The sequence below is a fragment of the Paraburkholderia graminis genome (genome assembly GCF_003330785.1).
Lineage (GTDB): Bacteria > Pseudomonadota > Gammaproteobacteria > Burkholderiales > Burkholderiaceae > Paraburkholderia > Paraburkholderia graminis.
Window position 1 is genome coordinate 1,852,441 of record NZ_CP024935.1, and the last position, 20,873, is coordinate 1,873,313.

Consider the following 20,873-nt stretch of genomic DNA (forward strand, 5'->3'; position numbering starts at 1 on the left):
CGAAGGTCTATCAGGCTGCTTCAAGCCGTACGATCACGGCGGAAAGGTTGTCGCGGGCGCGGCGCGCAAGCGACAGCGCGAACAGGCGGTCCACAAGCTGCTGCGGGGTGTGCGGATCGCGGCATGCGTCGGCCAGTTCGCCGTCACTGAGTTCCTTGTTGATCCCGTCCGAGCACAGCAGGAACAGCATGCCTGGGCGGCTGCCCGCCACCGCCCAGTCGACGAACAGCGTGTCCTCGACGCCGATTGCGCGTGTCAGCACCCCCGCCCCCGCTGCCGGCGCGCGCGTGCCGAACTGTGTGATGTCGGCTGGCTGACCGTGCACGTGATCGCGCGTGAGCTGAACCAGCGCGCCGTTTTCGTGCACATAGACGCGGCTGTCGCCAACCCAGCCGCACAGCACGAATGCCGGGGCGTGGACCAGCAGCGCGAGCGTCGAGCCGATCACGTCGACCTGCCGCGCCGCGGCTGCCGCGCGCAGCTCGGCGTTGACCTGCTGCAACGTATCTTCGATGGCCGCAATGAAGTCGTTCACGTCGGCGTCGCGAGTCAGCGCACCCAGCCGCTCGACGATCAGCGTGCTGGCGTAGTCGCCGGCCGCGTGGCCGCCGAGTCCATCGGCGACGACCCACAGTCCGAGGTCGTCGCGCACCAGGATCGCGTCCTCGTTACGGCGGCGCACGTTACCGGTTTCCGTGTGGCCGGCTGAGCGGCAGACCGTCGTCATGCGTCTATCTCCACGACCGCGAGCGGCCATTCCGCGGACGGCGCACGAAGTCCGGCCGCATTCGCCAGATAGGCGCGCGCGTCGTCGCAGGTCGGCAGCGCCAGCGCCGTGGCGAGACAGTCGCGCGAAAGCCGCGTGAGTTCGCGTGTGGCGAGCAGAAGCAGACGGTCGCCGCGTTCGAGCGAAAGCGCCGCTTCCTCGCAGTTCGGATCGCCGTGGGCGCCGATGCCGGGCATGTCGAGCCATGCGTCGCCGAACAGCAGATCGTCCAACTCGCCGCCCGTGCCCGCTGCGCGCTCGACGAACGGCGCGAGCAACTGGCCGGAGCGCCAGTGCCACAGCGCCGCGGCGCCGACGCGCATCACGCGGGCGGACGCGCCCTCGAAACACACGACGACAGCCGCGCCGTTTTCGGCAGCCGCCCCGCTTGCTTCACGGCTTGCTTCACTGTTTGAATCACGCAGCCGCGCATGGAGCGACATCAGCCCGGCCCTCAGCATCCGGGCGTCGGGCGCGTTCAGCAGCACCGTCTCGCGGATGCCGCGCGCGGCCACGCGGCGTGGGTCAGGCGGACCGTCGTCTGCGCTCACGAGCAAAGTCCGGCCGTTGTCCAGCCACATCGTCGTGCTGCCGATCGGCGCGGTGCGAGGGACGAGGTCGGGACTGCTTGAGGTCGCGATCAAAGGCTCGCTTGCGGAGGCGCAGACTGCCGTCGTCGACGCGGCGCCGCTTGCATCGATATCCGACGAGCTAAAAGTATCGTCAGCGCGCAAGGGTTGCTCGTACGGTTGATACTGTCGATACGCTCCATGCGGTCCGTCCTGAGCCGGCAGGCATGAAGGCGCAAGCAGCGCCGCATAACTGCGCGGCAACCCGCGCGTCGCCAGCAATCGCGCCGCGCCCGCGGTCCACCACAGGCACCACGGCCCCGGCCTCATGCAAAGCTGGCGCCATGCCTCGCTCAGAATCAGGCCGGCGCACGCGCTGTCCGCTATGCCGAATTCCCATTGCCCGCTGTCCCACGGCAACTCGCGCCAAAGCGCCGACAAATCGCGCGCGTCGCTGAATGGCCGGGGCAGCGTCACGACGCGCGCGTCGAAGGTCTCGACGCTGACTGCCTCGCCTTGAGCGCTGCGGTACACCCGCTCGAGCGCGTCGAACCAGCCGGGATTGCCGAACAGCTCCGCGACTTCGCCGGAACAGCGCGCCGCCAGCACGGTCGGGAATGCACGGCCGACACGGTCCACGGCCGGACCGGCGACACCGCACCACGAGCCGTTGCCGCATACCTGTGACGGAAGCACGAACCGCCATGCCGCGGCGTGCTGCCAGGCGGACGCCCATCGCTCGCCGGTCTCGCGCCGCCCGATCTCGACCGCGCGCTGGAAGTGGCGATCCCATGCGTCGACGAAGTCCGGCGGCAGCCGGCGCCGCACAAAGTCGCCTGCGCCGGGCAGCTTGCCGTAGAAGCCGACGGCGCCGCTCATCGCGGACACCTGAAGCGCCGCACTTCATTGCTGTCGAACGGATTGCGCAGACTCGCCGGCTGGATCGGCAGCTTCAGAACATGGCCGTCGAAATCGAAGGTCGCCAGATAGCGAAGATCGCCCTGCTTTTGCAGGCGAGCGGCGTCGAGCGCATGGAAGAACGCCCATTCGCCGTCGAAGCGCAACGGCGTGCCGAGCGGACGGCCGGCCACATCGAAAGCGCTGACCGACACATGGCCCGGCTGCGGGCCCGGCCATGCCATTGCCACGCTCGACGCCCCGTTAGCCGAATAGTCGTACTTCTGCCCGTCGATCTCGATCACGGCCCGCGCGATGGGCGCCTCGAACTGCGGCGCGAGCAGCGTGAAGCCGACCTGCACCTGAGCGCCGCTGCGAAAGAACATCTGACGGATGTCGTCGGCGGCCTGCGCGCCGGCCAGTACCGATTGCGGTCCCGGCGGCGCGCCCGGTTTCCAGCGCCATGCACGGCCGCCCGTATCGACTCTCTGCGCAAGCGTCGATTTGAAAAAACTGTCGAATCTGCCGCCGTTGCCAAACAGCTCGGCGAAATTCTGCAACGGGATATCCGAGCCGCCGCTTGCCGCAAACGGATAGCGTCCATCGACGAAGTTTGCGCAGTCGCTGCCCGCCGCCGCGCGAAACTGATCGGCAAGCGCCGCGCTGCTGCCGCTCGCAACCAGATCGGCGCTCTTGCCGGTGAGCCCCTGAATCAGTCCGGCCACCTGCGGCGGCAGTTGCCCCGCTTCCTGGCGCGCGGCAAGCAGCGCCGGACTGTTCTGCGCGGCAGGGTCGCTCAGGTCGTTCATGGTCAGCAGGGTTTTGCCAAGCTGATCGAGGACGGCCAACGTATGGTCGAGCGGCGTCGCGCCGCTCGTGCCCGTGCCCGTGCCCGTGCCCAGTTGATCGATCTGCGCGAAATGTTCTTCGATGGCCGCGCCCGGCTGCCGCGAGCCGGCCGGGTTCGCATCGCCCGCCTTGAGCGTGACGCCGACGGGCAGCGGCGCGCCTGCGTTGCGCAGTTCGCCCGCGAGGCGCGTGTTCAGCGCGCGCTTCGCCGCGATGTTTTCACCCGCAAGCCGCGCCTGCGAGGCCAGCGAGTCGGCGCCCGCCGCCGCGGCGCTTGCCGGCGCGCGCAACATGTCGCTCGTATTGTCGCGAACCAGGTTGAGCAGCGCTTTTAGCGGCGAACTCGGTCCGGACAGTTTCGCGGCCATCGCGCTCGCGTCCTGAATGCTCGTGACCGGCTGCAATTGCAGATCGGCGAGCAAGGCATCCCAGTTCCGGATGTAGTCCTGCTCATAGAGCGTCAGCACCTGTTGTTCATAGCGCGAGCGGGCTAGCGGATCGACGCGCCCGCTGTCGAACACCCAGTAGTCCTTCACGAAACGATCGACGGACTGGTCTAGCCCGCCGCTCACCTCGGACTGGAAATACGGCCGCGTGAAAAGAACCGGCAAAGGCTCGGACAGCGGCGCCCCGCTCTTGCGGCGGAACACGTTGCCCAGCAACCCGAGCGACTGGTCGAGCCGCACCGGCGACGCGCCGGAGCGGCCCGCGTCCAGTTGCACGCTGCCGTAGATCAGCGTGGCGACGTCCGCTGTCTTCAGCGTCGAGCGCGCCTGAGCGATCAGTGCGTTGTCGAGCGGCAGTGCGCGCGGCTTCTGCGCGTCGCCGAGCCGGGCCGAGAAGTGCTTGTCGAGCGCAGTGCGAATCGCCGGGTCCTGCGGAAACAGCCGCTGCCACTCGACGCGCGCAAGCGCGGCCAGTTCGTCCGCGTCGAGATGCTGCGGCTCGCCGAGCATCAGGTAGCCCTTCAGATCGTCGTAAAGCGCTTGCGGATTGCTGGCGTTCTCGACGAGACCTTCGCGAAACCGCAGGTCGACGCCCGGCAGCAAGGTGCCGTCAAGCTCGCGCAGATATGCGCTGTGCGCCTGCGCGAAGAGCGCGTTGCCCTGATACAGCCCGAAGCGCATCGACCACGGCACATGCGCGCGGTACTGACCCGCGGCGTCCTGCGTCGCGGAGATCACCTCGAGCCGCGCGAGCGCCCGCGCGAAATACGACTTGAGGTCAGGCGCGCCGGCAAGCGTAGCGGCGTCCGGCAAGTCCTTCAGCGCGCCCTGAACTTCCGCGACGAACGCGCGGTTGCGCGCATAGCTGGTCGCGAATCCCGCGACCAGCACGAGGGTCACGACGGCGAGGCCCGCATAGGCGGCGGCCTGCATGAAGAGCTTTTGCCGCTCGAAGCGCGGATTCGTGCCCGCGAGACCGGACTCGCGAAACAGCACATCCTTCAGCAGGCGCTCGACGAAGTAGGTGTGCCGCTGCCCGGCGCCGGCCTGCACTCGCGCGGCGTCGACGCCGAAGGTGCGCGCGACCGCTCCCAGTATCCGGTCGATCGGCGCGCCCTCCTGGGTGCCCGAGCTCAGGTAAGCGCCGCGCAGCATCGGTGGCGTGCCGTACTCGTGACGCCCGAACGCGGCCTCGACGAACTGCCGGGCGATCTCGCGAAACGCGCCCAGTTGCTGCGGAAAGCTCAGCACCGACGCACGCCGGCCGCGGTCCCGCTCGCCATGCAGGCGCTCGATCAGGCGCGTGTTGAGGCGGTTGAGCAGCAGATCATATTCATCGGCGAAACGGCTGGACGCACTGCCGTCGAGGCTCGCGCCCAGCGGGAACGTGACGCCCCACACCTGGCTGCGCAACTGAGCGCCCAGGTCGTCAAAGAACTCGCCGAAGCCCGCTACCAGGTCGCATTTGGTGAACACGAGATACACGGGCACGGCGACTTTCAGATGCTGCGCGAGTTCGTCCAGACGACGGCGCACGGCGCGCGCATGCTGTTCGCGCGCGGCGTCGTCGAAGCCGAGCAGATCGGACACGCTCATCGTCACGATGACGCCGTTCAGCGGCCGGCGCCTGCGATAGCGGCGCAGCAGCGCGAGAAACGACTGCCATGCGCTTGCATCGGCTTGCGCGTCGGAATCCTGCGTCGTGTAGCGGCCCGCGGTGTCGAGAAACACGGCCTCGTCGGTGAACCACCAGTCGCAGTTGCGTGTACCGCCGATACCGCGCAACGCGTCCTTGCCGAAGCGCTCGGACAACGGAAAGTCGAGACCGGAGTTTTGCAGCAGCGTGCTCTTGCCCGAGCCGGGCGGCCCGATCACGACATACCACGGCAGCGCGTACAGGTTGTTGCCGTTGCGGCGTGTCTTGCGCAGCGTGTGGATTGCTTCACGAAAGCGCTGCAGCAGTTGCGCGCGCTCCTCGCTGACGGGCTCCGCGGCGGCGAGCTGCGTTTCCTGGCCCGCGAGGTCGCCGGAAAGCCGTGCAGTCTTGCGCTGCGCTCTCCATTGCAGGACCTGCAAGGCGATCACCCATGCGAGCACCACGGCGAGAATCAATGCGACCCGCGCCGCCGCGCTCGCGAGGGGTTCGCGCTCGCCGATGCCCACGTAAGGGCCGCCGAGCCAGATCAGTGCCGCGATCAGCAGCAGGCCGAGCGCGTGCGTGAACCACCGGGACTTGACCCAGGTTTTCAGCGTGTTCATGGGTTCAGTTCTCCGGGATAAACAGAATTTCCACGCGACGGTTGCGCGCCCGGTTCGCCGGCAGATCGGCCGGCGTCGCGATCGGCTGTGACGAACCGGCACCGTTTGCCTCCAGCCGGCGCGGATCGTCGAGTCCTTGTGCGAGGACCGCCAGCGTGTTCTGCGCGCGCGCCGTCGACAGCGCGAAGTTGTCCTTGAATCTGAGCGAGTGCACCGGTTGATCGTCGGTATGGCCCACCACGATCACGCGCCCGCGCACCTGGTTCAGCGCCGAGGCCACGCGGCGCAGCAGCGGAATCTCGTCGGGTAAAAGATCCGCTCCGCCCGAAGGAAACAGCGCGCCTGCCGCAAGGCGTATCGTGTCGCGGCCGTCGGCCTGCTCGTCCACGGCGAGCGCGCCGGATTGCTCGAGCGGCGCAAGCAGCGCCTTCAGGCTGGGGCGAGCGGGCCTGGGCGCAGCGGCCCCGGCGGGCGGCGGCGCGCTGCCTGTGCCGATCGCGGCAAGCTGCGCGCCGACGGGTTCGGCGAGCGCATTCAGCCGCGTGAAGAAGTACAGGAACGCACCGATCACGATGAGCGCCGACGCGGCAGCGGCGATCCACAGCGGCACATGACGCATGACCGGATTGCGGCGGTCATCGACGCCGCGCCAGTGCGGCGCCAGTTCGGCAGCGGGCGCTTCGCGCAAGCCGCGAATCCGGCGGTACAGATCGTCCTGAATGTCGGCCAGACGGCCGAGGCCGCCCGGCTCCACCAGATAGCGTCCGCCGAAACCGAGCGCGAGGCAGATGTACATCATCTCGATCAGATCCAGATGACGCGAGAAGTCCACGCTCAGCCGGTCGAGAATCTGGAAGAACTTGGCGCCGCCGTAGGTCTCGCCGTGAAACGTCACGAGCAGCGTCTTTTGCGCCCATCCGCTCAGGTCGCCCCACGGCGCGTTGTTCACGGCTTCGTCGAGCATGGTGCACAGCACGTAGCGCGCGGCCATCACGGTTTGCGTGTTGACACCGGCATCCTGCGCGTGACGCTCGAAGCTGTGCACGTGCGCGACGGCCTGTTCGCGCAGCCGCGCGACATCGGCGGGCGCCGCCACGCTGTGCCGCAACTGCACGCTGAGGAGCAGCAGCGGATTGGCGGCGCGCACGAGCGGATTGACGACGCCGCTCATCAATTCGCGCAGTTCGATACGCGGCGCGGCAGAAGCGGCCTGCTCGTGGCCGCGCGAAGGCGCATGCCGCGGCATGATGCGCGTTGCGTCGTCGGCGCCGGCTTGCGGCTGCGGACGGATCACGGTGGCGTCGAAGCGCCCGGCCAGCTCATCGTTGCGATTGGCGGTGTTCATGCGCGAACCGCCCACAGTTGAAGATCGAGGCCGGCAAAGCCGCTGCCGAAATGCATCGCGATGCCACCGGATGTCTTCAACATTCGCCACATCGCCGAACCGCGGTCGCACTCGAAATACACGAAGCCGGACGTATAAGGCAACTGGCGCGGCGCGACCGCCATCGACGACACGCCGATGCCCGGCAGTTGCAGATTCACGAGGTCGCGGATTTTCTCCACGGGCCCGATTTTCGATTGCGTGGGCAACTGCCGGCGCATGTCCTCGGCTTTCATATCGGCTCGCGCGGCGAGCACGAAGGTTGCCGTGTCGAGCAGCGTCGAATCCGGCACGACGCCGACCCACACGCCGTACTTGCGTTGCTGCAGCGGGATCGGCACCGCGCTCTGTTCGAGCACGGCGCTCAGCGCGATCCGCAACGCGGCGATCACCGGCTCGAAGCTCTCCCGCAGCAGTTCGTGCCGATACGCCGGAAAGCTCTGTGCGCGCTTGGCCGGCGCGGTGAAGGTGGCCAGTTCCCCGGCCAGTTCGAGCAGCAGCCGGTACAGCGCTTCGGGATGCAGCAGCGGCGCTTCGGCCAGATGCGCAACGAGCGGCTGGTAACGGTTGATGACCTGCAGCATCAGGAAGTCGGCGATCTCCGCAGCGCCGCCCCGATCCGTTTGCGTGACGCGGCTCGCGAGCGCTTCGCCGCGCTGGTGAAGCAGGCCGAGCAGTTCCGACAGAAACGTCACCAGACGCTCGGCGGCCTGAGTCTGCAACGCGCTCGGCATGAAGCCGTCGTCGAGCGTCACGCGCCGGTCGGCCCGGCACTCGATCACGCGGGCGAGCGGAATCTGCATCAGTCCCTCGGCGGGCTGCGACTCCGGCATGAGCCGCGTGCTCATGCCCGCGACTTCGAGCACGGTAAGCCCTTCCATGCTGCCGGACGCGTCGTGCACTTCCGTCTCGCGAACCCGATAGCGCAATAGCTGGTCGGCGGCGCCCGCGCCGGTCCATCCGCTGTCTGCCCGCGTGGACGAGCGCAGCGGCAAGCTCAGATGAACGACCTGATCGCGCCAGTTCGAATCGATGTCGAGCGGCGCCGGCAGTGGATCGTCGCCCGGCATCGAAAAGGGCGTGCCGTCGGGAAACACGCCCCGCGCGCGCTTGATGCCGAGCTTGCCTATCGCGAGCAGGTCGGGTTCGAGTTCGAGCTCCTGGAAGCCCCACGCATGCGGGCGCAGCCCGCCCGCGCGCAGTTCCACGTAGCGCTCGAAGTAGCGTTCCTGCTGCTGCATGTGCTGCGGCCTCAGAAACAGGCCTTCGCTCCATATGACTTTGTTGCGGTGGGTCATGTCGTCGGTTCGATCAAGAGTTCTGTGTGCGCCGCCCGGCTGCGGGCGGTGCGCTGACGCGGTGGCTGGGGTCACTATTGCGGGTCGTCGGCCGCGCGGGCTTTGAGGTGCGCGAGCTGCTGCTCGTAGGCCCGCGCGAATTCGTCGCCGAACAGGCGCCGAAAGCATTCGTCGGGGTCTCGGGTTAGCGCGTCGAACTGCTCCTTGTAGCGCTCCCAGTGGCGCGGCCGGCCGCCGAGCGGCAAGCGTCGCGCGCGGCCTTCGGACTCCTCGATGCGCGCGGGATCGAACTGGGCCAGCATCGACTGGAATGCCGAACGCACGCCGGCAAGCATGGCCATCTGGTGATTGCGGATGTCGGCGGCGGCATCGTTGAGCGCCGCGTTGCCGGACAGGAAGCCGCCGTCCGGCGGCGCGAACAGCCGCCTGACCGCTTCCTGCGCGGTCGGCGCGAACTTGAGCGGATTGTTCTCCGAACGCTGGATCAGCGTTGCAGGCAGCCGGAAGCGGTTCTTCAGCTCGGCGCGGGCGCGCAGCACGTCCATCATCGCGTCGACCGCGATGTGGAGCATGTCGGTCAATTGTTGCGCTTGCGCCTCGGCATCGGCGGAGGCTGGCGGGGACGCGCTGGTTGTGGCGGGGCTTGGGTCGGGGGTCGTGGGTGGCGTCGGTGGCGTCGGTGGCGTGGCTGATGCTGATGTCGATGGCGACGTTGCCGGCGTGGGTGACGAATCCGTAAGCGGAGCCGCTGCCGCCGGATCGACTGACGGAACCGCTGCGCCCGTCGGAATCGATGAGACCGGCGCGGCGGCCGGAGCCGGAGCCGGAAAATCCACCATAGCCGGCGACGCATGCTGCCAATCCGCCGGCTGCCGTGAGTCCGTCGCCTGCGCTACATCCGCCGACGTCCCGGCGACGGGCTCGACATCGACCGGCTCCCGTTGCGGCCCGGAACGCGGTTCGACCCGGCTTCCGGTTGCGTCCCAGTCGTCCGGCAGCAGCGGGCCGCTGGTTCGCGGCAGTTCGACTTGCGGCGGGCGGAAGCGGTCCGCGACCGCCGGCATGTGGTTCCAGTCCGGCGCAGGCGGACCTGCGGGCGCAGCCTCGTCGGAATAAGAAGGCGGCGCGTCGAATAGCGCGAGCGGATCGAGACTCGCGCCCGCCGCTGCGGCATCGGCTGCACCGGGAATCAGCCCTTCCGCAAACCCTGCGCCGCCAGATGCGCCGGCACGCGCGGACGGCAGCAGCAGACCCAGATCGAGCGGCTCGGCGTTCCGCGCGCGAGCCGCTCCCACGTCGGAGGCGGGCAACGGCGACGGTCCTGCCGACGCTGGCGGCAACGGCGCGGGCGCCGCCGCTTTGCGGGCATCTGTTGAAACGTCGCGCGAAACGTCGCGCGAGGTATCGTCCTGCCCGGCCGTCGCGCCGGAAAGACGCACCGTGATTTCGAATGTATCGATCTGCAGCCGGTCGCCGTTTTTCAGCGCCGCGGGATCGCCCCTTTGCAGCGCGGCGCCATTGAGCAGCATGCCGTTGGTACTGCGGTCCTCGACGAAATAGAGGCCGTTCAGATAGCGCACCAGAGCGTGCAGCCGCGACACACCCTCGGTGCCGAGCACCCAGTCGCAGTCTTCCGAGCGGCCGATGCTGCCGTCGCGACAGTCGAACACGTACTCGCGCCGGCCGCCCAGACGCTCGGCCCGTTCGCCCTGCACCGAGAGAATCAGATTGTGCGCGGTGCTCATTGCGTCGCTCCGTCCATATCGTTAGGGATGCCGAGCAGGCTCAGCGCGTCGCGCACGAACGCGGTGCGGCGCGCGTCGATCTGCGCCGGGACCAGCGCGGCCATGTAGCTGACGGCCGCCGTGGCGGCAATCGCGCTCAGGTGCTCGGGCGGCGGCGTCGGCTGCCCGTATCGTGGATTCAGGTTGCCGCCGGTCCAGCCGGCGGAGGCACAGGCCCATGCGCCGATCGTCCGGTAGCGGTGCTCGTTGGCAAACGACGCCGCGGCGGCGCGCTGCGCTTCGCCCGGATCGCGCACCCACGCTTCGGCAAGCGCGACACCTTCGCGGTCGTGCGCGCCGAGGGGCTGGCGGCTCGCGCACTGACATACCCACGCGACCGTGTAGCGACGCGGCAAGAGGCGCGCGAGCAGGCTCAGCGCGTCGGCGGCCAGTCCGTCGTCGAGCAGCGTCTGTACGGCGGCGCGCGGCGTCATCCCTGGTTCCAGGCGGGCGTTCGCCGGCGCGGATAGCCGCATCTGCCGGGCAGCGTCGAAAAGCGTAGTCATAGCGGCAGGATCATCGGCGCCGCGCCGCCGAGTATCGCGGTGGCCGTGCCGATCAGTTGCAGGTTGGTGGACTGCACGAGGCAGTCGGCCTCGGAGAGAATCTCCATCGCGGCAATCGAACTGATGTTCAGATTCGCCTTGGAATTGAGTTCCATCGCGAGCCCCGACGTCATCGCCACGTTCAGTTCGCCGTTCACCGTAACGTTGGTGCCGTCGATCGCGATCTCACCCGTGCTGTTCAACGTGATGCTCGCGAGTCCGGTCACCAGCCTGATCTGCTTGCCGGCCGTCAGCGTGTAATTGCGCGCCACCTGCACGTCGTGGTCATGCTCCGATTCCTCGCGCAAATTCTTCTGCGCATGAATCAGCACCTCTTCGCTGCCCTTTTTGTCCTCGAAGCGGATTTCGTTGTAGTCCTCGGTGGAGCCGGTGTGGCTGCGGCTTTTGACGCCGCTCTGCGTGCGGTTTTCGGGCAGGCTGTACGGCGGCATGTTGTCCGCGTTATAGACGCTGCCGATAATCAGCGGCCGGTCCGGATTGCCGTCGAGAAAGCTGACCACCACCTCCTGTCCGACGCGCGGAATAAACTGCGCGCCCCAGCGCTTGCCCGCCCACATCTGCGCGACGCGCACCGGGCAGGAACTCTGCGCGTTTGGTTTGGCCGGGCGGTTCCAGAAGAACGTGACCTGCACACGGCCGTACTTGTCGACTGCGATGTCCTCCGGCGTGTTGCCTTCGACCACCGCGGTCTGCAGGCCGGCAATCACAGGGCGCGGCGTGAGCGGCATCGTGCGAAACGGCTGACGGCTGCGAATCGCCCTGAACGCGCAGCGAAACGGTTCCTCGCCTTCGTCCGCGCCGCCGCCCGTCACGTAGTCCGGCTCGACGAGCCGCATCTCGGTTTCGATCACGAGATATTCCTGGTTGGCGTCCGCAAGCGGAAAGTCCTTCAGCCTGAATAACGCACCCGTGGTGACGCCGCATGCGTCGGTGTGCCCGGCGCTCGTCAGCATCGGCACGTTGAGCGCATCGGCGCGCACCTGCGCGTAGCGCTGACCGTCCTGCAGACGCTGGTCGTGGCCGACGTAGTCGTACGCGTAGTCGTAGATGTCGAGACCGCTCACGCTGTGGGCATCGTCCTTATCGGTGACATCCTCGGTGGCGAGCAGCGACGCCTTCGGTTTCAGATAGTCGTAGTCGTCCAGTTGCACACGCGTTGCATTCATCGCGCGCGCAGTGGTCCAGTCGCTGATCGACGCCTTCATGCGTTTGCCGCGCCCGGTCGGCGGCGCATACGGAATCTGCTCGAAGCCGGACACAGGCGAATGCGCGCCGAGCGCGTCCGCCAGCACCATCGTGTGGACACCGTCCGCATGCGTGAAGAAGTAGTAGATGCCCTCCTGCTCCATCAGGCGGCTGATGAAATCGAAGCTGCTCTCGCGGTATTGCACGCAGTAATCGCGCGGCGCGTAAGTGCCGCTCAAACTCAGTTTTACGTCCGCATAGCCGGCATCGGCGAGCACCGATTTGACGATCTGCGGCACGCTCATGCTTCGATAGATGCGACAGTCGCGCCGGCGCGTCGCCAACCATGCCTTCGGCACGACTCCGAAGGTGTAGACGGCGTAACGCACGTTGTCGATGTTCACGAAGCCGCCCTGCTCGCACTCGTTGACCATGCCGTTGAAGTACCGCGTATAGCCCTGCGGGGTGACGAGCTTGACGGTCATCGGCGTGCCGAGCAGTGCGCGCAGATCGACCTGCGGGTTCTTGCTGATCGCCTCGATCCGGTATGAAAACAGACGGCCGAGCGATTCTGTCGCAGTCATGTTCGAGAACAGCAGACTGGTGCCGAGGTTCGAGGCAAGCGTGATTGCGTGAGCCATGTGATTGACGAAAGCGGGGTTGTGTGCGGAGCCGGTCAGTGCGGCGCGCGAAGCTGTGCGATGGTGCGTGCGTCCATGCGCGCTAGAGGACGACGTCTACGCTGAACCTCGGCAGGTTCGCCGCGGACTTCACGTTTTTCTCGACCTGAGTTCCGAGCGACGTTCTGAAGTTCTCGCGAATCTCGCTTTTGAAACGCGACACCGAGACCCAGCCGTCAAGCATCTCTTTGAGTGCTTCCTTTGTGATCAAGGTTTCTTTTGCGGGCAGCGCCGAATCCTCTATCAGCTTTTTGCGCAGCGTTTCCAGGTTGTCGCTACGCTTGTCCCAGCCGCCGTCACTCGCACCGCCGATGTGGACCGACTCGGGTCCGACATCGACCGTCACGCCGCTGTCCTCGATGGTGTCCTGCACACGCTTGCGCCGCACCGTCAGATGAAACTTGCTGACATTGATCTTGAGCGGCGAGGTCTTTTTCAGCTGACCGATTTTCAGCGTGGCGTTCACATGCGCGGACAGAAACAGAACGTCCTGCGCACCGTCTTCTTCGCTCACTGTCCACGGAATCACGACGGGGTTTGAAATGAGGTTCACGGACTTCGACTTGTTGTCTGTCGCGTCGTCGGCCAGCACGTTCCTGTATGTGAAGCGGGGATTCGATCCGTGCTCGAAGTTCTGGATCAGCCTCGTCACGAACTGCACGACATTCTTGTCGCTCAGTGTCGACAGTTCCGCGAATCCATCGTTGCTCTTTGCTGCTGGCATCGCCTTATCTCCCGACGCGGTTGGTTCGTCTCTCGAAGAACACAACAGCCGGGTCTCGCGATCTATTCCTTCCTCGTGAAGTAAAAAAATCGGCGCGCGCGGCGGGGGACGCTGGTTGTATGTGGGCGACTTGCGGCTCGAGCGTCAAAGCCAGTCGTGGAAGTAGCTGTCTCTGACCTTGTACATGGGGAAATACCAGTTGTCGCGCATGAACATCTTGTTCTCCAGACTCTGCTCTGGAAGCTGCGAGTGGACCTGGTCCTCAAACATCCGGTCGCGCAGCTTCGTGAAGCCCGAACTCTCGGCCGCGGCCGTGGGGCCGGTCATCCTGATCGTGCTGCGGCGCACGTCCTCCATGTACTCGGTGCGCAGCTCGTCGTTGGTTTTCAGCGAACGAAACCTGCTGTGTATCAGCGCTTTATACGACTTCAGGCCATTGCTGCCGGCGTGGCTTGCAATGATCGAGTTGCTGATGGGAGGCGGTTGATCTCCGCGGATATTCGCTTGCCACCAGTCCGCGCTGGTCCAGTCGTTTTCGCTTACGCCGTTGTGCCACACGGGATTCACGGCGGAAAACCGCGGATAAGACTGATGGCAGACGATGTCGCCGAGCGGACTCACGCAACTGACGTCCGTATCCGCATAAATGCCGCCGTACTGAAGAAGAATCTCGATGCGCAGAATGTCGCTGGCCGAACCGAAGTTGGCGCCGCGATTGACGAGTTCCCTGCGATAAATCGCTGCGTTCTTGCCCATTTTCAGGTCGCGCTGCACTTCCCGAAGCTTGATCCTGTTCTCCTCGCAAAAGTTGATGATCGAGTTGACCTGCGTCGCGCGCATGCCTCGGAGGGTCTCGCCGCGCTGATTCAGATACTCTTCCAGATAGCGGATCGTGGCTGCATCGCCTCCTTTTTTTCCCAGCACCTGTGCGACTTCCTGCCATTGCGCCGCGGAAACGCGCCCAAGGCCTTGCGCTCCGTTCTGGTCGCTGATCTGCCGGCGGCGTTCGCCGGTCAGCAACTGGTTGGCGTCGATCCAGAGATTGACTTCCCAGTCGGGATTCATCCTTGGAAACGTGACGATGCAATCGCGATTCCGTTGCGGGATATCGCCGCCGATCCAGATGATATGAATGACCTTTGGAATGGCTCTCAACTTTCAAACCTCCTCATAGAGACCAGGTTGATCGAGGCACGCAGCGGAGTCGAACGAATACGCAAAATCCCCCTGCTCCACGCTCACGCGAACCTGCCGCACTTCGCCGCCGTCGATCAAGCGCGCAAGGAACTCGCGGCTGATTGCGGGCAGCATCGTGTTGGTGAGAATTGCGTCGATCATCCGGCCGCCGGATTCGCTCTCGGTACAGCGTCCGACGATCAGGCGAACGACCGCGTCGTCATAGTCGAACGGCACGCGGTAGCGCTCCTCCACGCGCCGCTTGATGCGGTTCAACTGCAGCGTGACGATTCGCGCCAGCATGTCCGCGCTGAGCGGGAAGTACGGAATGGCCACGAGACGGCCGAGCAGCGCGGGGGGAAACACGTCCAGTAACGGCTCGCGCAGCGCCTTCGCGAGCCCGTCGGCATCCGGCATGGCGGCCGGGCGGCTGCAGAGTTGCGCTATCAGTTCGGTGCCGATGTTGGTCGTCAGCAGAATCAGCGTGTTGCGGAAATTGATCGAGCGGCCCTCGCCGTCTTCCATCACGCCCTTGTCGAAAACCTGAAAGAACACTTCGTGCACGTCGGGATGCGCCTTCTCGATCTCGTCGAGCAGCACGACCGAATACGGCTTGCGACGCACCGCTTCTGTCAGCACGCCGCCCTCGCCATAGCCGACATAGCCCGGCGGCGCACCCTTGAGCGTGGATACCGTATGCGCCTCCTGGAACTCGCTCATGTTGATCGTGATGAGGTTCTGCTCGCCGCCGTACAGCGCCTCGGCCAGTGCCAGCGCGGTCTCGGTCTTGCCGACGCCCGAGGTGCCCGCGAGCATGAACACGCCAACCGGACGATCGGGATTGTCGAGGCCCGCGCGCGAGGTTTGAATCCGCTTCGCGATCGCTTCCATCGCATGATCCTGGCCGATCACGCGCTCGCCCAGCACAGTCGCCAGATTCATCACGGTCTTCAGTTCGCTGCGCACCATCCGCCCTACGGGAATGCCCGTCCAACCGGAGACGACCGACGCGACCGCCTGGTAGTCGACGCTCGGCAGGATCAACGGAGCCTCGCCCTGGAGTTCGGCGAGTTCGGCTTGCAGGCGCTTGAGACGCCCAAGCATGTCCGCGCGCGCGGAAGGGTCGGGCGCAGAGGCCGCGCCCGTCTGCGTCATCCGATCCGGCTCGGCCTCTGCCGGCTGCGCGACGTCGTCACTTGTCCCATCGACCACCGCGCTATCGCCGCGCAGTTGCGCACGCAGCGTCAGAATCCGCTCGACCAGCGGTTTTTCTCTCGCCCACTCCGACTCGCGTTGCGAGCGGCGCGCGCGTGCCGTGTCGAGCGAAACAGCGACGCGCGCTTCGCGGGCCGTCACGTCGATGCCCACGCTCTTTTCGCGCTCGATGATGTTCCGTTCGGTCTCCAGCGCCTCGATCCGCTTCGACATGTCGTCGATTTCAGCGGGCGTCGCATGCTGGCTGATCGCCACCCGTGCGCAAGCAGTGTCGAGAAGGCTCACCGACTTGTCCGGCAACTGGCGCGCAGGGATATAACGATGCGACAGCCTGACGGCCGCTTCGAGCGCCTCGTCGAGAATCTGCACGCGGTGATGCTGCTCCATCACGCTCGCGACACCGCGCATCATCAGAATGGCCTTTTCTTCATCCGGCTCGTCGACGGGCACAGTCTGGAACCGCCGCGTCAATGCCGGGTCCTTTTCGATGTGCTTGCGATACTCGGCCCACGTCGTCGCGCCGATCGTGCGCAGCGTGCCTCGCGCGAGCGCCGGCTTGAGCAGGTTTGCGGCGTCTCCGGTGCCGGCCGCGCCGCCCGCGCCAACCAGTGTGTGGGCCTCGTCGATAAAGAGAATCACCGGCCTGGGCGACGCCTGCACTTCGTCGATCACCTGGCGCAGCCGGTTCTCGAATTCGCCTTTCATGCTGGCGCCGGCCTGCAACAGACCGACATCCAGCGTGCGCACCACCACGTCCTTCAGCGCCGGAGGCACATCGCCGCGCGCGATCCGCAGCGCAAAGCCTTCGACGACGGCGGTCTTGCCGACGCCCGCCTCGCCGACCAGCATCGGATTGTTCTGCCGGCGGCGCATGAGTATGTCGACGACCTGGCGAATCTCGCCGTCGCGGCCAACGATAGGATCGAGACTGCCGTCGCGAGCCTGCGCCGTCAGATCGACCGTGAATTGCTGCAACGCCTGCTGTCTTCCCATCTGCGCCGGCGCAATGGAGCCACTGCTTTCGCCAGGCGCGGGCGCCGCGCCCAACCGGAAGCCGTCGGTCGCCTCCAGGCGGTCTTCGGGCGATCCCGCGACGATCTCACCGAACGCGTCCGCAAGCGCCTCCGCCTTCACTTTCGCAAACTCAGCGGACAACGCGAGCAGCGCGTTACGCAGATGGCGCGTGCGCAGCGCGCCGACGAGCAGATACCCCGTGCGAACCTGGGCCTCGCCGAACATCAGCGTGGCGAAGACCCAGGCGCGCTCGACCATTTCCTCGACGTCGGCCGACAGATCGCTGATCGTCGTATTGCCGCGCGGCAGACGCTCGAGCGCTGCGCTCAGATCGCGAGCGAGACTCGACGGGTTGACGTCGAAGCGCCTGACGATCCGGTGCAGATCGGAGTCCTGCAATTGCAGGATCTGATGCACCCAATGCGCGATTTCGACGTACGGGTTGCCGCGCAGTTTGCAAAACACGGTAGCGCTTTCGATGCTCCGGTAGGCAAGCGAATTGAGCTTGCCGAACAGCGCGCCGCGACTGATCTCGGCCATGATGGCGATCCTTTGAAATGGGGTGATCGGCGTGATGCCGCCGGTTGGAAGTCAGGACGCGAGCGCGTCGGTGCAATGCATTCGCATGGCCTCAGTCGACTGGCGTCAGCACGACGTCGTCGGCATCGACGGGCTTCGTGTAGTGACCCATCCATGTACTGAAACCCATGCGACCCATCTGGCCGAGATGCGTCGCCGGCACTTCTTCTTTCATGAGCACGATCTGCACGTCCCAGCGTTTTTCTCCGCCCACGTAGAGCTTGACCGCGGCGACCAGTTCGGCGAGCGCATCGCCGCCCGGCAAAAAACGCTTGAACTCGCCAAGCGGCAACGGCCCGATTCGCAAGCGAAAGCGCTGCTGCGCGCCGCGCACGTGCGCACCGAGCGTCGCGTCGCGGCCCAATGACGCCACCGCAATGCCCATTCGCAGATGGGCGTCGCGCGGCAACTGCATCCAGCCGGTCATGAACTCGAGCACCGCCACCGGCACGCCGAAGTAATGCGCGAGAAAGCCCCTGAGCCCCTCGGCATTGCGCGCCTGCGGCACCAGCCGGCCGGCGAAGAAGCGCTTGTACCGATCCGGCAGCGCATCGCGTCCTTCCAGTTGCGGCGCGGCCATTCCAATCAACGCGCCGACATACGTGCGAAAGCGGTCTTCGTCGGGGCGATCGAGTTGAACCGTGGGCTGTGCGTCGGCCCACGCGCGGTAAAAAAGGCTCAGCATCCGGTGATGAAAGATGTCGGCGAACGCCACCAGCGACGTGTCCTTCGCGTTGCGCTGACGCTCGACTGCATGCTCGGTCAGATGCAATGGCAACGGACCGTTCGGTCCGAACAGGCCGAGAAACAGCCCGTATAGCTTGCCAGGCGAACCCGCCGCCCCGCGCTCGAAGCGCTCGATGCCGCGCGGCGCAAACTCGAGCGTCGCCGCATGCGCGAGCCGCACGGGATCGTCGGCCGGCTTCGTCGAATGTCCGAGCCGCGGACGGTCCGGATACGCGCATTCGAGCCGGCGCATCGCCTCGAAAAACTCGAAGTCGAACGGCCGCTCGCTGAGCGCGGCTTCCAGTGCCAGAGGATCGGGCGCTAAAGGATCGGACGCTTGCCGGGTGTGGCGGGCCATCGGGCTACCTCGTTACGTTCGAAGGTGCGCAAGACGGTCTCCGTGAACGAATTCAGCGAGACGTAGCGCGCGAAAAAATGCTGAAGAACCGACGCGAGCAAAAACGCGCTGCTGCCCTCGAAGGCCGCGTCGCTGCACGTCAGTGTGATTTCGAGCCCGCGCCCGTAGGTGATCGGTCCGGGCACCGGCACGCGGCGCGTGGCGGCTCTCGCGGCGACCTGCTTGATGCCTTCGATTCTCCGCCGCGCCGCCGCGTCGAACTCGTCGCGATAGAGGCCGAGCATCTCGCGCAATGCGGCGGCGTTCTGCTCGCCTTCGTCGTTGCCATCCTTGCTGCCATTGTCGTCGCGGCTCTCGTTGAACAGCGACAGGTAATTCAATTGCAGATGACTGATGAGCCGCCACGCGGTCTCGCCGGTAGCGGTCGGCGCGCGCGGCCGGGTCGGACCGGCGATGCAGCGAATCGATGCGACCGGCGCGTCGGTGTCCAGTGTGAAATCGGTGTACGACTTGCCGACCGGCATATGCAACGGCAGATCGCGATTGGTGCATAACACCCGCAAGCCGAGTTGACGCAGCGTGGTCGGGTACGGCGCGTCGTTTGCGTCGACGAGTGCAATGAACGTCTCGCTGCCCACATAGCTGGAGCGCGCGCCGTTCTGCAATTGCCGGCCCGAAAGAAGACGCGGCTCGCGGCGCAACGTATAGAACGCCGACTGCGCGTGATGCCAGGTGCGCGACGTGCCGCCATAGAACGGCAAAAAGCTTTGCTGCGGTTCCTGACTGTCGCCGTAGCCTTGCACGTCGAGCACGCTATGCACCTCGAAATCCATCGGACGGGTGCGATCGCCGATCACGTGATACTCGGTCTTGCCTTGCTGAAGATGAATCCGGTCGGCCCGCTGCTCGAACAGGTTGACCGCGGGCGTGCAGAACAGCCTGAAGTTGCCGGCGTCGAGCGCGTTATGCAGCCTGGCAGCACCGCGGTCGAGCCACACCACGATCTCGAACTCATTGCCCTGAGCCCGAGCGAGCACGGAGCGCAGTCCTGTGAATTCGACGAAGCGAAAGCGCTCCGGGCACGCGAAATATTCCTGTAGCAGTCTGTAGCCGCTAAACGAACGGTCGCCGTACGGCAGCATCGCCTCTTGTTCGCCGAAGCCGATCGCGCGCAGCGCCGCCGCGTCGTGATGCTCGCTGACGAATTGGCCTTCCTGCGCGCCTCGCGCTCTGACCGTGTAGCCCTCACCGTTTGCGAGCATCTGCTCGTACACGACGTTGGGCAGTTCGTCCGCTCCCGCCAAGTGGATCGGAAGGCTGTCGAGCGCCAGCATGTTCGCCTGCACCCCGGAGAGGGTGGAGAAGCGCAGCCGCAACCCCGCCCGGACCTCGCGCCCTGGCGGCGGCACGAGACCGGCGGCGGCAAGCGCGGCCGGCGTGTCGAAATAGCGCGCCTCGGCGAGTTCGAGCGGCCACAGCGTGACCTCGTGCGCGCTCCGGTACTCACACGCGGTACGGTCGCCGAAACCCTTCAGGCTGCGCATTACCGTGTGGCGCGCGACCGTGTGGCCGCCAGCGGGCAGATCTTGCGTCGCGTCCGGATGCATCTGCACCACCGCCATCGACGGAATCGGCAGCAGATAGTGCGGATAAATCATTTCCAGCAGATGCTGGGTGAACACCGGGTATTGCGCGTCGAGCTTCAATTGCACGCGTGCGGCGAGAAACGCGAAGCCTTCCAGCAGCCGCTCCACGTAGGGATCGGCGCATTCGAAGCCCTCCATGCCGAGGCGCCCCGCGATCTTCGGATAGGCGCTCGCGAATTCCGCGCCCATCTCGCGAACATGCTGCAGTTCGCGGTTGTAGTAGCCGAGAAGACGTGGGTCCATGATAGTCAACCGAAATGTTGCGAGACCCGGAATTCACCGGTCTCGAGATCGACGTCGGTATGCAGATAGAGCGCAAGCGGCATGGGTTGCGCCCACATCTGCGACTCGATCCGAAAACTCAGCGAGCGTGCGTTCATTACCGCGTCGTCGATATTCACGGCCACTTGCACCGTGTCCGCAATCAGGCGCGGCTCGAAGTCGATGAGCGCTGTGCGGATACGCTCCTGCAACATGCCTGCGTCGATGCCGGACAACGGTGCGCCCGCCAGATCCGGAATACCGAAGTTCAGCACGGAGTTAGCGACGTGATCGAGTCCCGGAAGACCGTCGCTGTCCCACTGCCGCGTGCAGTTCAGCAGCGCGGCAATGTCACGCGTCACATACTCGCGCAGGCGCGCCGCCGTGATCACGCGCTGCTCGCGGCTCTCGTCGGGCTCGTCCGGCGCCATGTCGGTGAGCCGGTCGAGCAACGAGGGCTGCAAGCGCTCCTGAGGGGTCAGCTCCGCCAT

At 66.0% G+C, this 20,873-nt stretch carries 14 protein-coding genes; all 14 read right to left on the reverse strand.

Annotated features, from left to right (window positions below):
- Positions 1-10: 10 nt before the first annotated feature.
- The 14 genes from CUJ91_RS26440 to tssE all read right to left on the reverse strand — a co-directional run bounded on the left by CUJ91_RS26440 (position 11) and on the right by tssE (position 20,873).
- On the reverse strand, positions 11-727 hold the full coding sequence (locus CUJ91_RS26440; RefSeq protein WP_114157539.1) for a PP2C family protein-serine/threonine phosphatase: 717 nt from the start codon (positions 725-727) through the stop codon (positions 11-13).
- Positions 724-2,214, reverse strand: coding sequence for a type VI secretion system-associated protein TagF (gene tagF, locus CUJ91_RS26445; protein WP_114157540.1), 1,491 nt, complete (start codon positions 2,212-2,214; stop codon positions 724-726). The genes CUJ91_RS26440 and tagF overlap by 4 nt, the downstream gene beginning before the upstream one ends.
- On the reverse strand, positions 2,211-5,786 hold the full coding sequence (gene tssM / locus CUJ91_RS26450) for a type VI secretion system membrane subunit TssM (RefSeq protein WP_114157541.1): 3,576 nt from the start codon (positions 5,784-5,786) through the stop codon (positions 2,211-2,213). Before tssM ends, tagF begins: the two co-directional genes overlap by 4 nt.
- 4 nt (positions 5,787-5,790) lie before the next feature.
- A complete protein-coding gene (gene icmH, locus CUJ91_RS26455) occupies positions 5,791-7,131 on the reverse strand; it encodes a type IVB secretion system protein IcmH/DotU (protein ID WP_114158069.1) in 1,341 nt (446 codons plus the stop codon).
- Positions 7,128-8,468: a type VI secretion system baseplate subunit TssK gene (gene tssK, locus CUJ91_RS26460; RefSeq protein ID WP_029970276.1), complete on the reverse strand. Its 1,341-nt coding sequence runs from the start codon at positions 8,466-8,468 to the stop codon at positions 7,128-7,130. Before tssK ends, icmH begins: the two co-directional genes overlap by 4 nt.
- Before the next feature lie 74 nt (positions 8,469-8,542).
- On the reverse strand, positions 8,543-10,213 hold the full coding sequence (gene tagH / locus CUJ91_RS26465) for a type VI secretion system-associated FHA domain protein TagH (protein ID WP_114157542.1): 1,671 nt from the start codon (positions 10,211-10,213) through the stop codon (positions 8,543-8,545).
- Positions 10,210-10,686: a DUF6931 family protein gene (locus CUJ91_RS26470; RefSeq protein WP_006049766.1), complete on the reverse strand. Its 477-nt coding sequence runs from the start codon at positions 10,684-10,686 to the stop codon at positions 10,210-10,212. Before CUJ91_RS26470 ends, tagH begins: the two co-directional genes overlap by 4 nt.
- Positions 10,687-10,754: 68 nt before the next feature.
- On the reverse strand, positions 10,755-12,644 hold the full coding sequence (gene tssI / locus CUJ91_RS26475) for a type VI secretion system tip protein TssI/VgrG (protein WP_167450673.1): 1,890 nt from the start codon (positions 12,642-12,644) through the stop codon (positions 10,755-10,757).
- 82 nt (positions 12,645-12,726) lie between these two features.
- Entirely contained in the window at positions 12,727-13,407 is a 681-nt protein-coding gene (locus CUJ91_RS26480; protein ID WP_114157543.1) for a hypothetical protein, read from the reverse strand.
- Between the two features lie 144 nt (positions 13,408-13,551).
- Entirely contained in the window at positions 13,552-14,562 is a 1,011-nt protein-coding gene (locus CUJ91_RS26485) for a TcdA/TcdB catalytic glycosyltransferase domain-containing protein (RefSeq protein ID WP_114157544.1), read from the reverse strand.
- Positions 14,563-14,565: 3 nt separating this feature from the next.
- Positions 14,566-17,352 carry a type VI secretion system ATPase TssH gene (gene tssH, locus CUJ91_RS26490; protein WP_114157545.1) on the reverse strand — a complete coding sequence of 929 codons (2,787 nt, stop codon included), beginning with the start codon at positions 17,350-17,352 and terminating at the stop codon, positions 14,566-14,568.
- Between the two features lie 91 nt (positions 17,353-17,443).
- Positions 17,444-18,475: a type VI secretion system baseplate subunit TssG gene (gene tssG, locus CUJ91_RS26495; RefSeq protein ID WP_053860179.1), complete on the reverse strand. Its 1,032-nt coding sequence runs from the start codon at positions 18,473-18,475 to the stop codon at positions 17,444-17,446.
- On the reverse strand, positions 18,439-20,364 hold the full coding sequence (gene tssF, locus CUJ91_RS26500) for a type VI secretion system baseplate subunit TssF (protein ID WP_114157546.1): 1,926 nt from the start codon (positions 20,362-20,364) through the stop codon (positions 18,439-18,441). The genes tssG and tssF overlap by 37 nt, the downstream gene beginning before the upstream one ends.
- Positions 20,365-20,369: 5 nt before the next feature.
- The gene (tssE, locus tag CUJ91_RS26505; RefSeq protein WP_029970268.1) at positions 20,370-20,873 is read right to left on the reverse strand and encodes a type VI secretion system baseplate subunit TssE; all 504 of its coding nucleotides are present in this window, start codon (positions 20,871-20,873) and stop codon (positions 20,370-20,372) included.

Excerpts from the sequence above, each read along its gene's own strand:
- CUJ91_RS26440 (WP_114157539.1), bottom strand. The coding sequence starts at position 727 with ATGACGACGGTCTGCCGCTCAGCCGGCCACACGGAAACCGGTAACGTG.
- tagF (WP_114157540.1), bottom strand. The coding sequence starts at position 2,214 with ATGAGCGGCGCCGTCGGCTTCTACGGCAAGCTGCCCGGCGCAGGCGAC.
- tssM (WP_114157541.1), bottom strand. The coding sequence starts at position 5,786 with ATGAACACGCTGAAAACCTGGGTCAAGTCCCGGTGGTTCACGCACGCG.
- icmH (WP_114158069.1), bottom strand. The coding sequence starts at position 7,131 with ATGAACACCGCCAATCGCAACGATGAGCTGGCCGGGCGCTTCGACGCC.
- tssK (WP_029970276.1), bottom strand. The coding sequence starts at position 8,468 with ATGACCCACCGCAACAAAGTCATATGGAGCGAAGGCCTGTTTCTGAGG.
- tagH (WP_114157542.1), bottom strand. The coding sequence starts at position 10,213 with ATGAGCACCGCGCACAATCTGATTCTCTCGGTGCAGGGCGAACGGGCC.
- CUJ91_RS26470 (WP_006049766.1), bottom strand. The coding sequence starts at position 10,686 with ATGACGCCGCGCGCCGCCGTACAGACGCTGCTCGACGACGGACTGGCC.
- tssI (WP_167450673.1), bottom strand. The coding sequence starts at position 12,644 with ATGGCTCACGCAATCACGCTTGCCTCGAACCTCGGCACCAGTCTGCTG.
- CUJ91_RS26480 (WP_114157543.1), bottom strand. The coding sequence starts at position 13,407 with ATGCCAGCAGCAAAGAGCAACGATGGATTCGCGGAACTGTCGACACTG.
- tssH (WP_114157545.1), bottom strand. The coding sequence starts at position 17,352 with ATGGCCGAGATCAGTCGCGGCGCGCTGTTCGGCAAGCTCAATTCGCTT.
- tssG (WP_053860179.1), bottom strand. The coding sequence starts at position 18,475 with ATGGCCCGCCACACCCGGCAAGCGTCCGATCCTTTAGCGCCCGATCCT.
- tssF (WP_114157546.1), bottom strand. The coding sequence starts at position 20,364 with ATGGACCCACGTCTTCTCGGCTACTACAACCGCGAACTGCAGCATGTT.
- tssE (WP_029970268.1), bottom strand. The coding sequence starts at position 20,873 with ATGGCGGAGCTGACCCCTCAGGAGCGCTTGCAGCCCTCGTTGCTCGAC.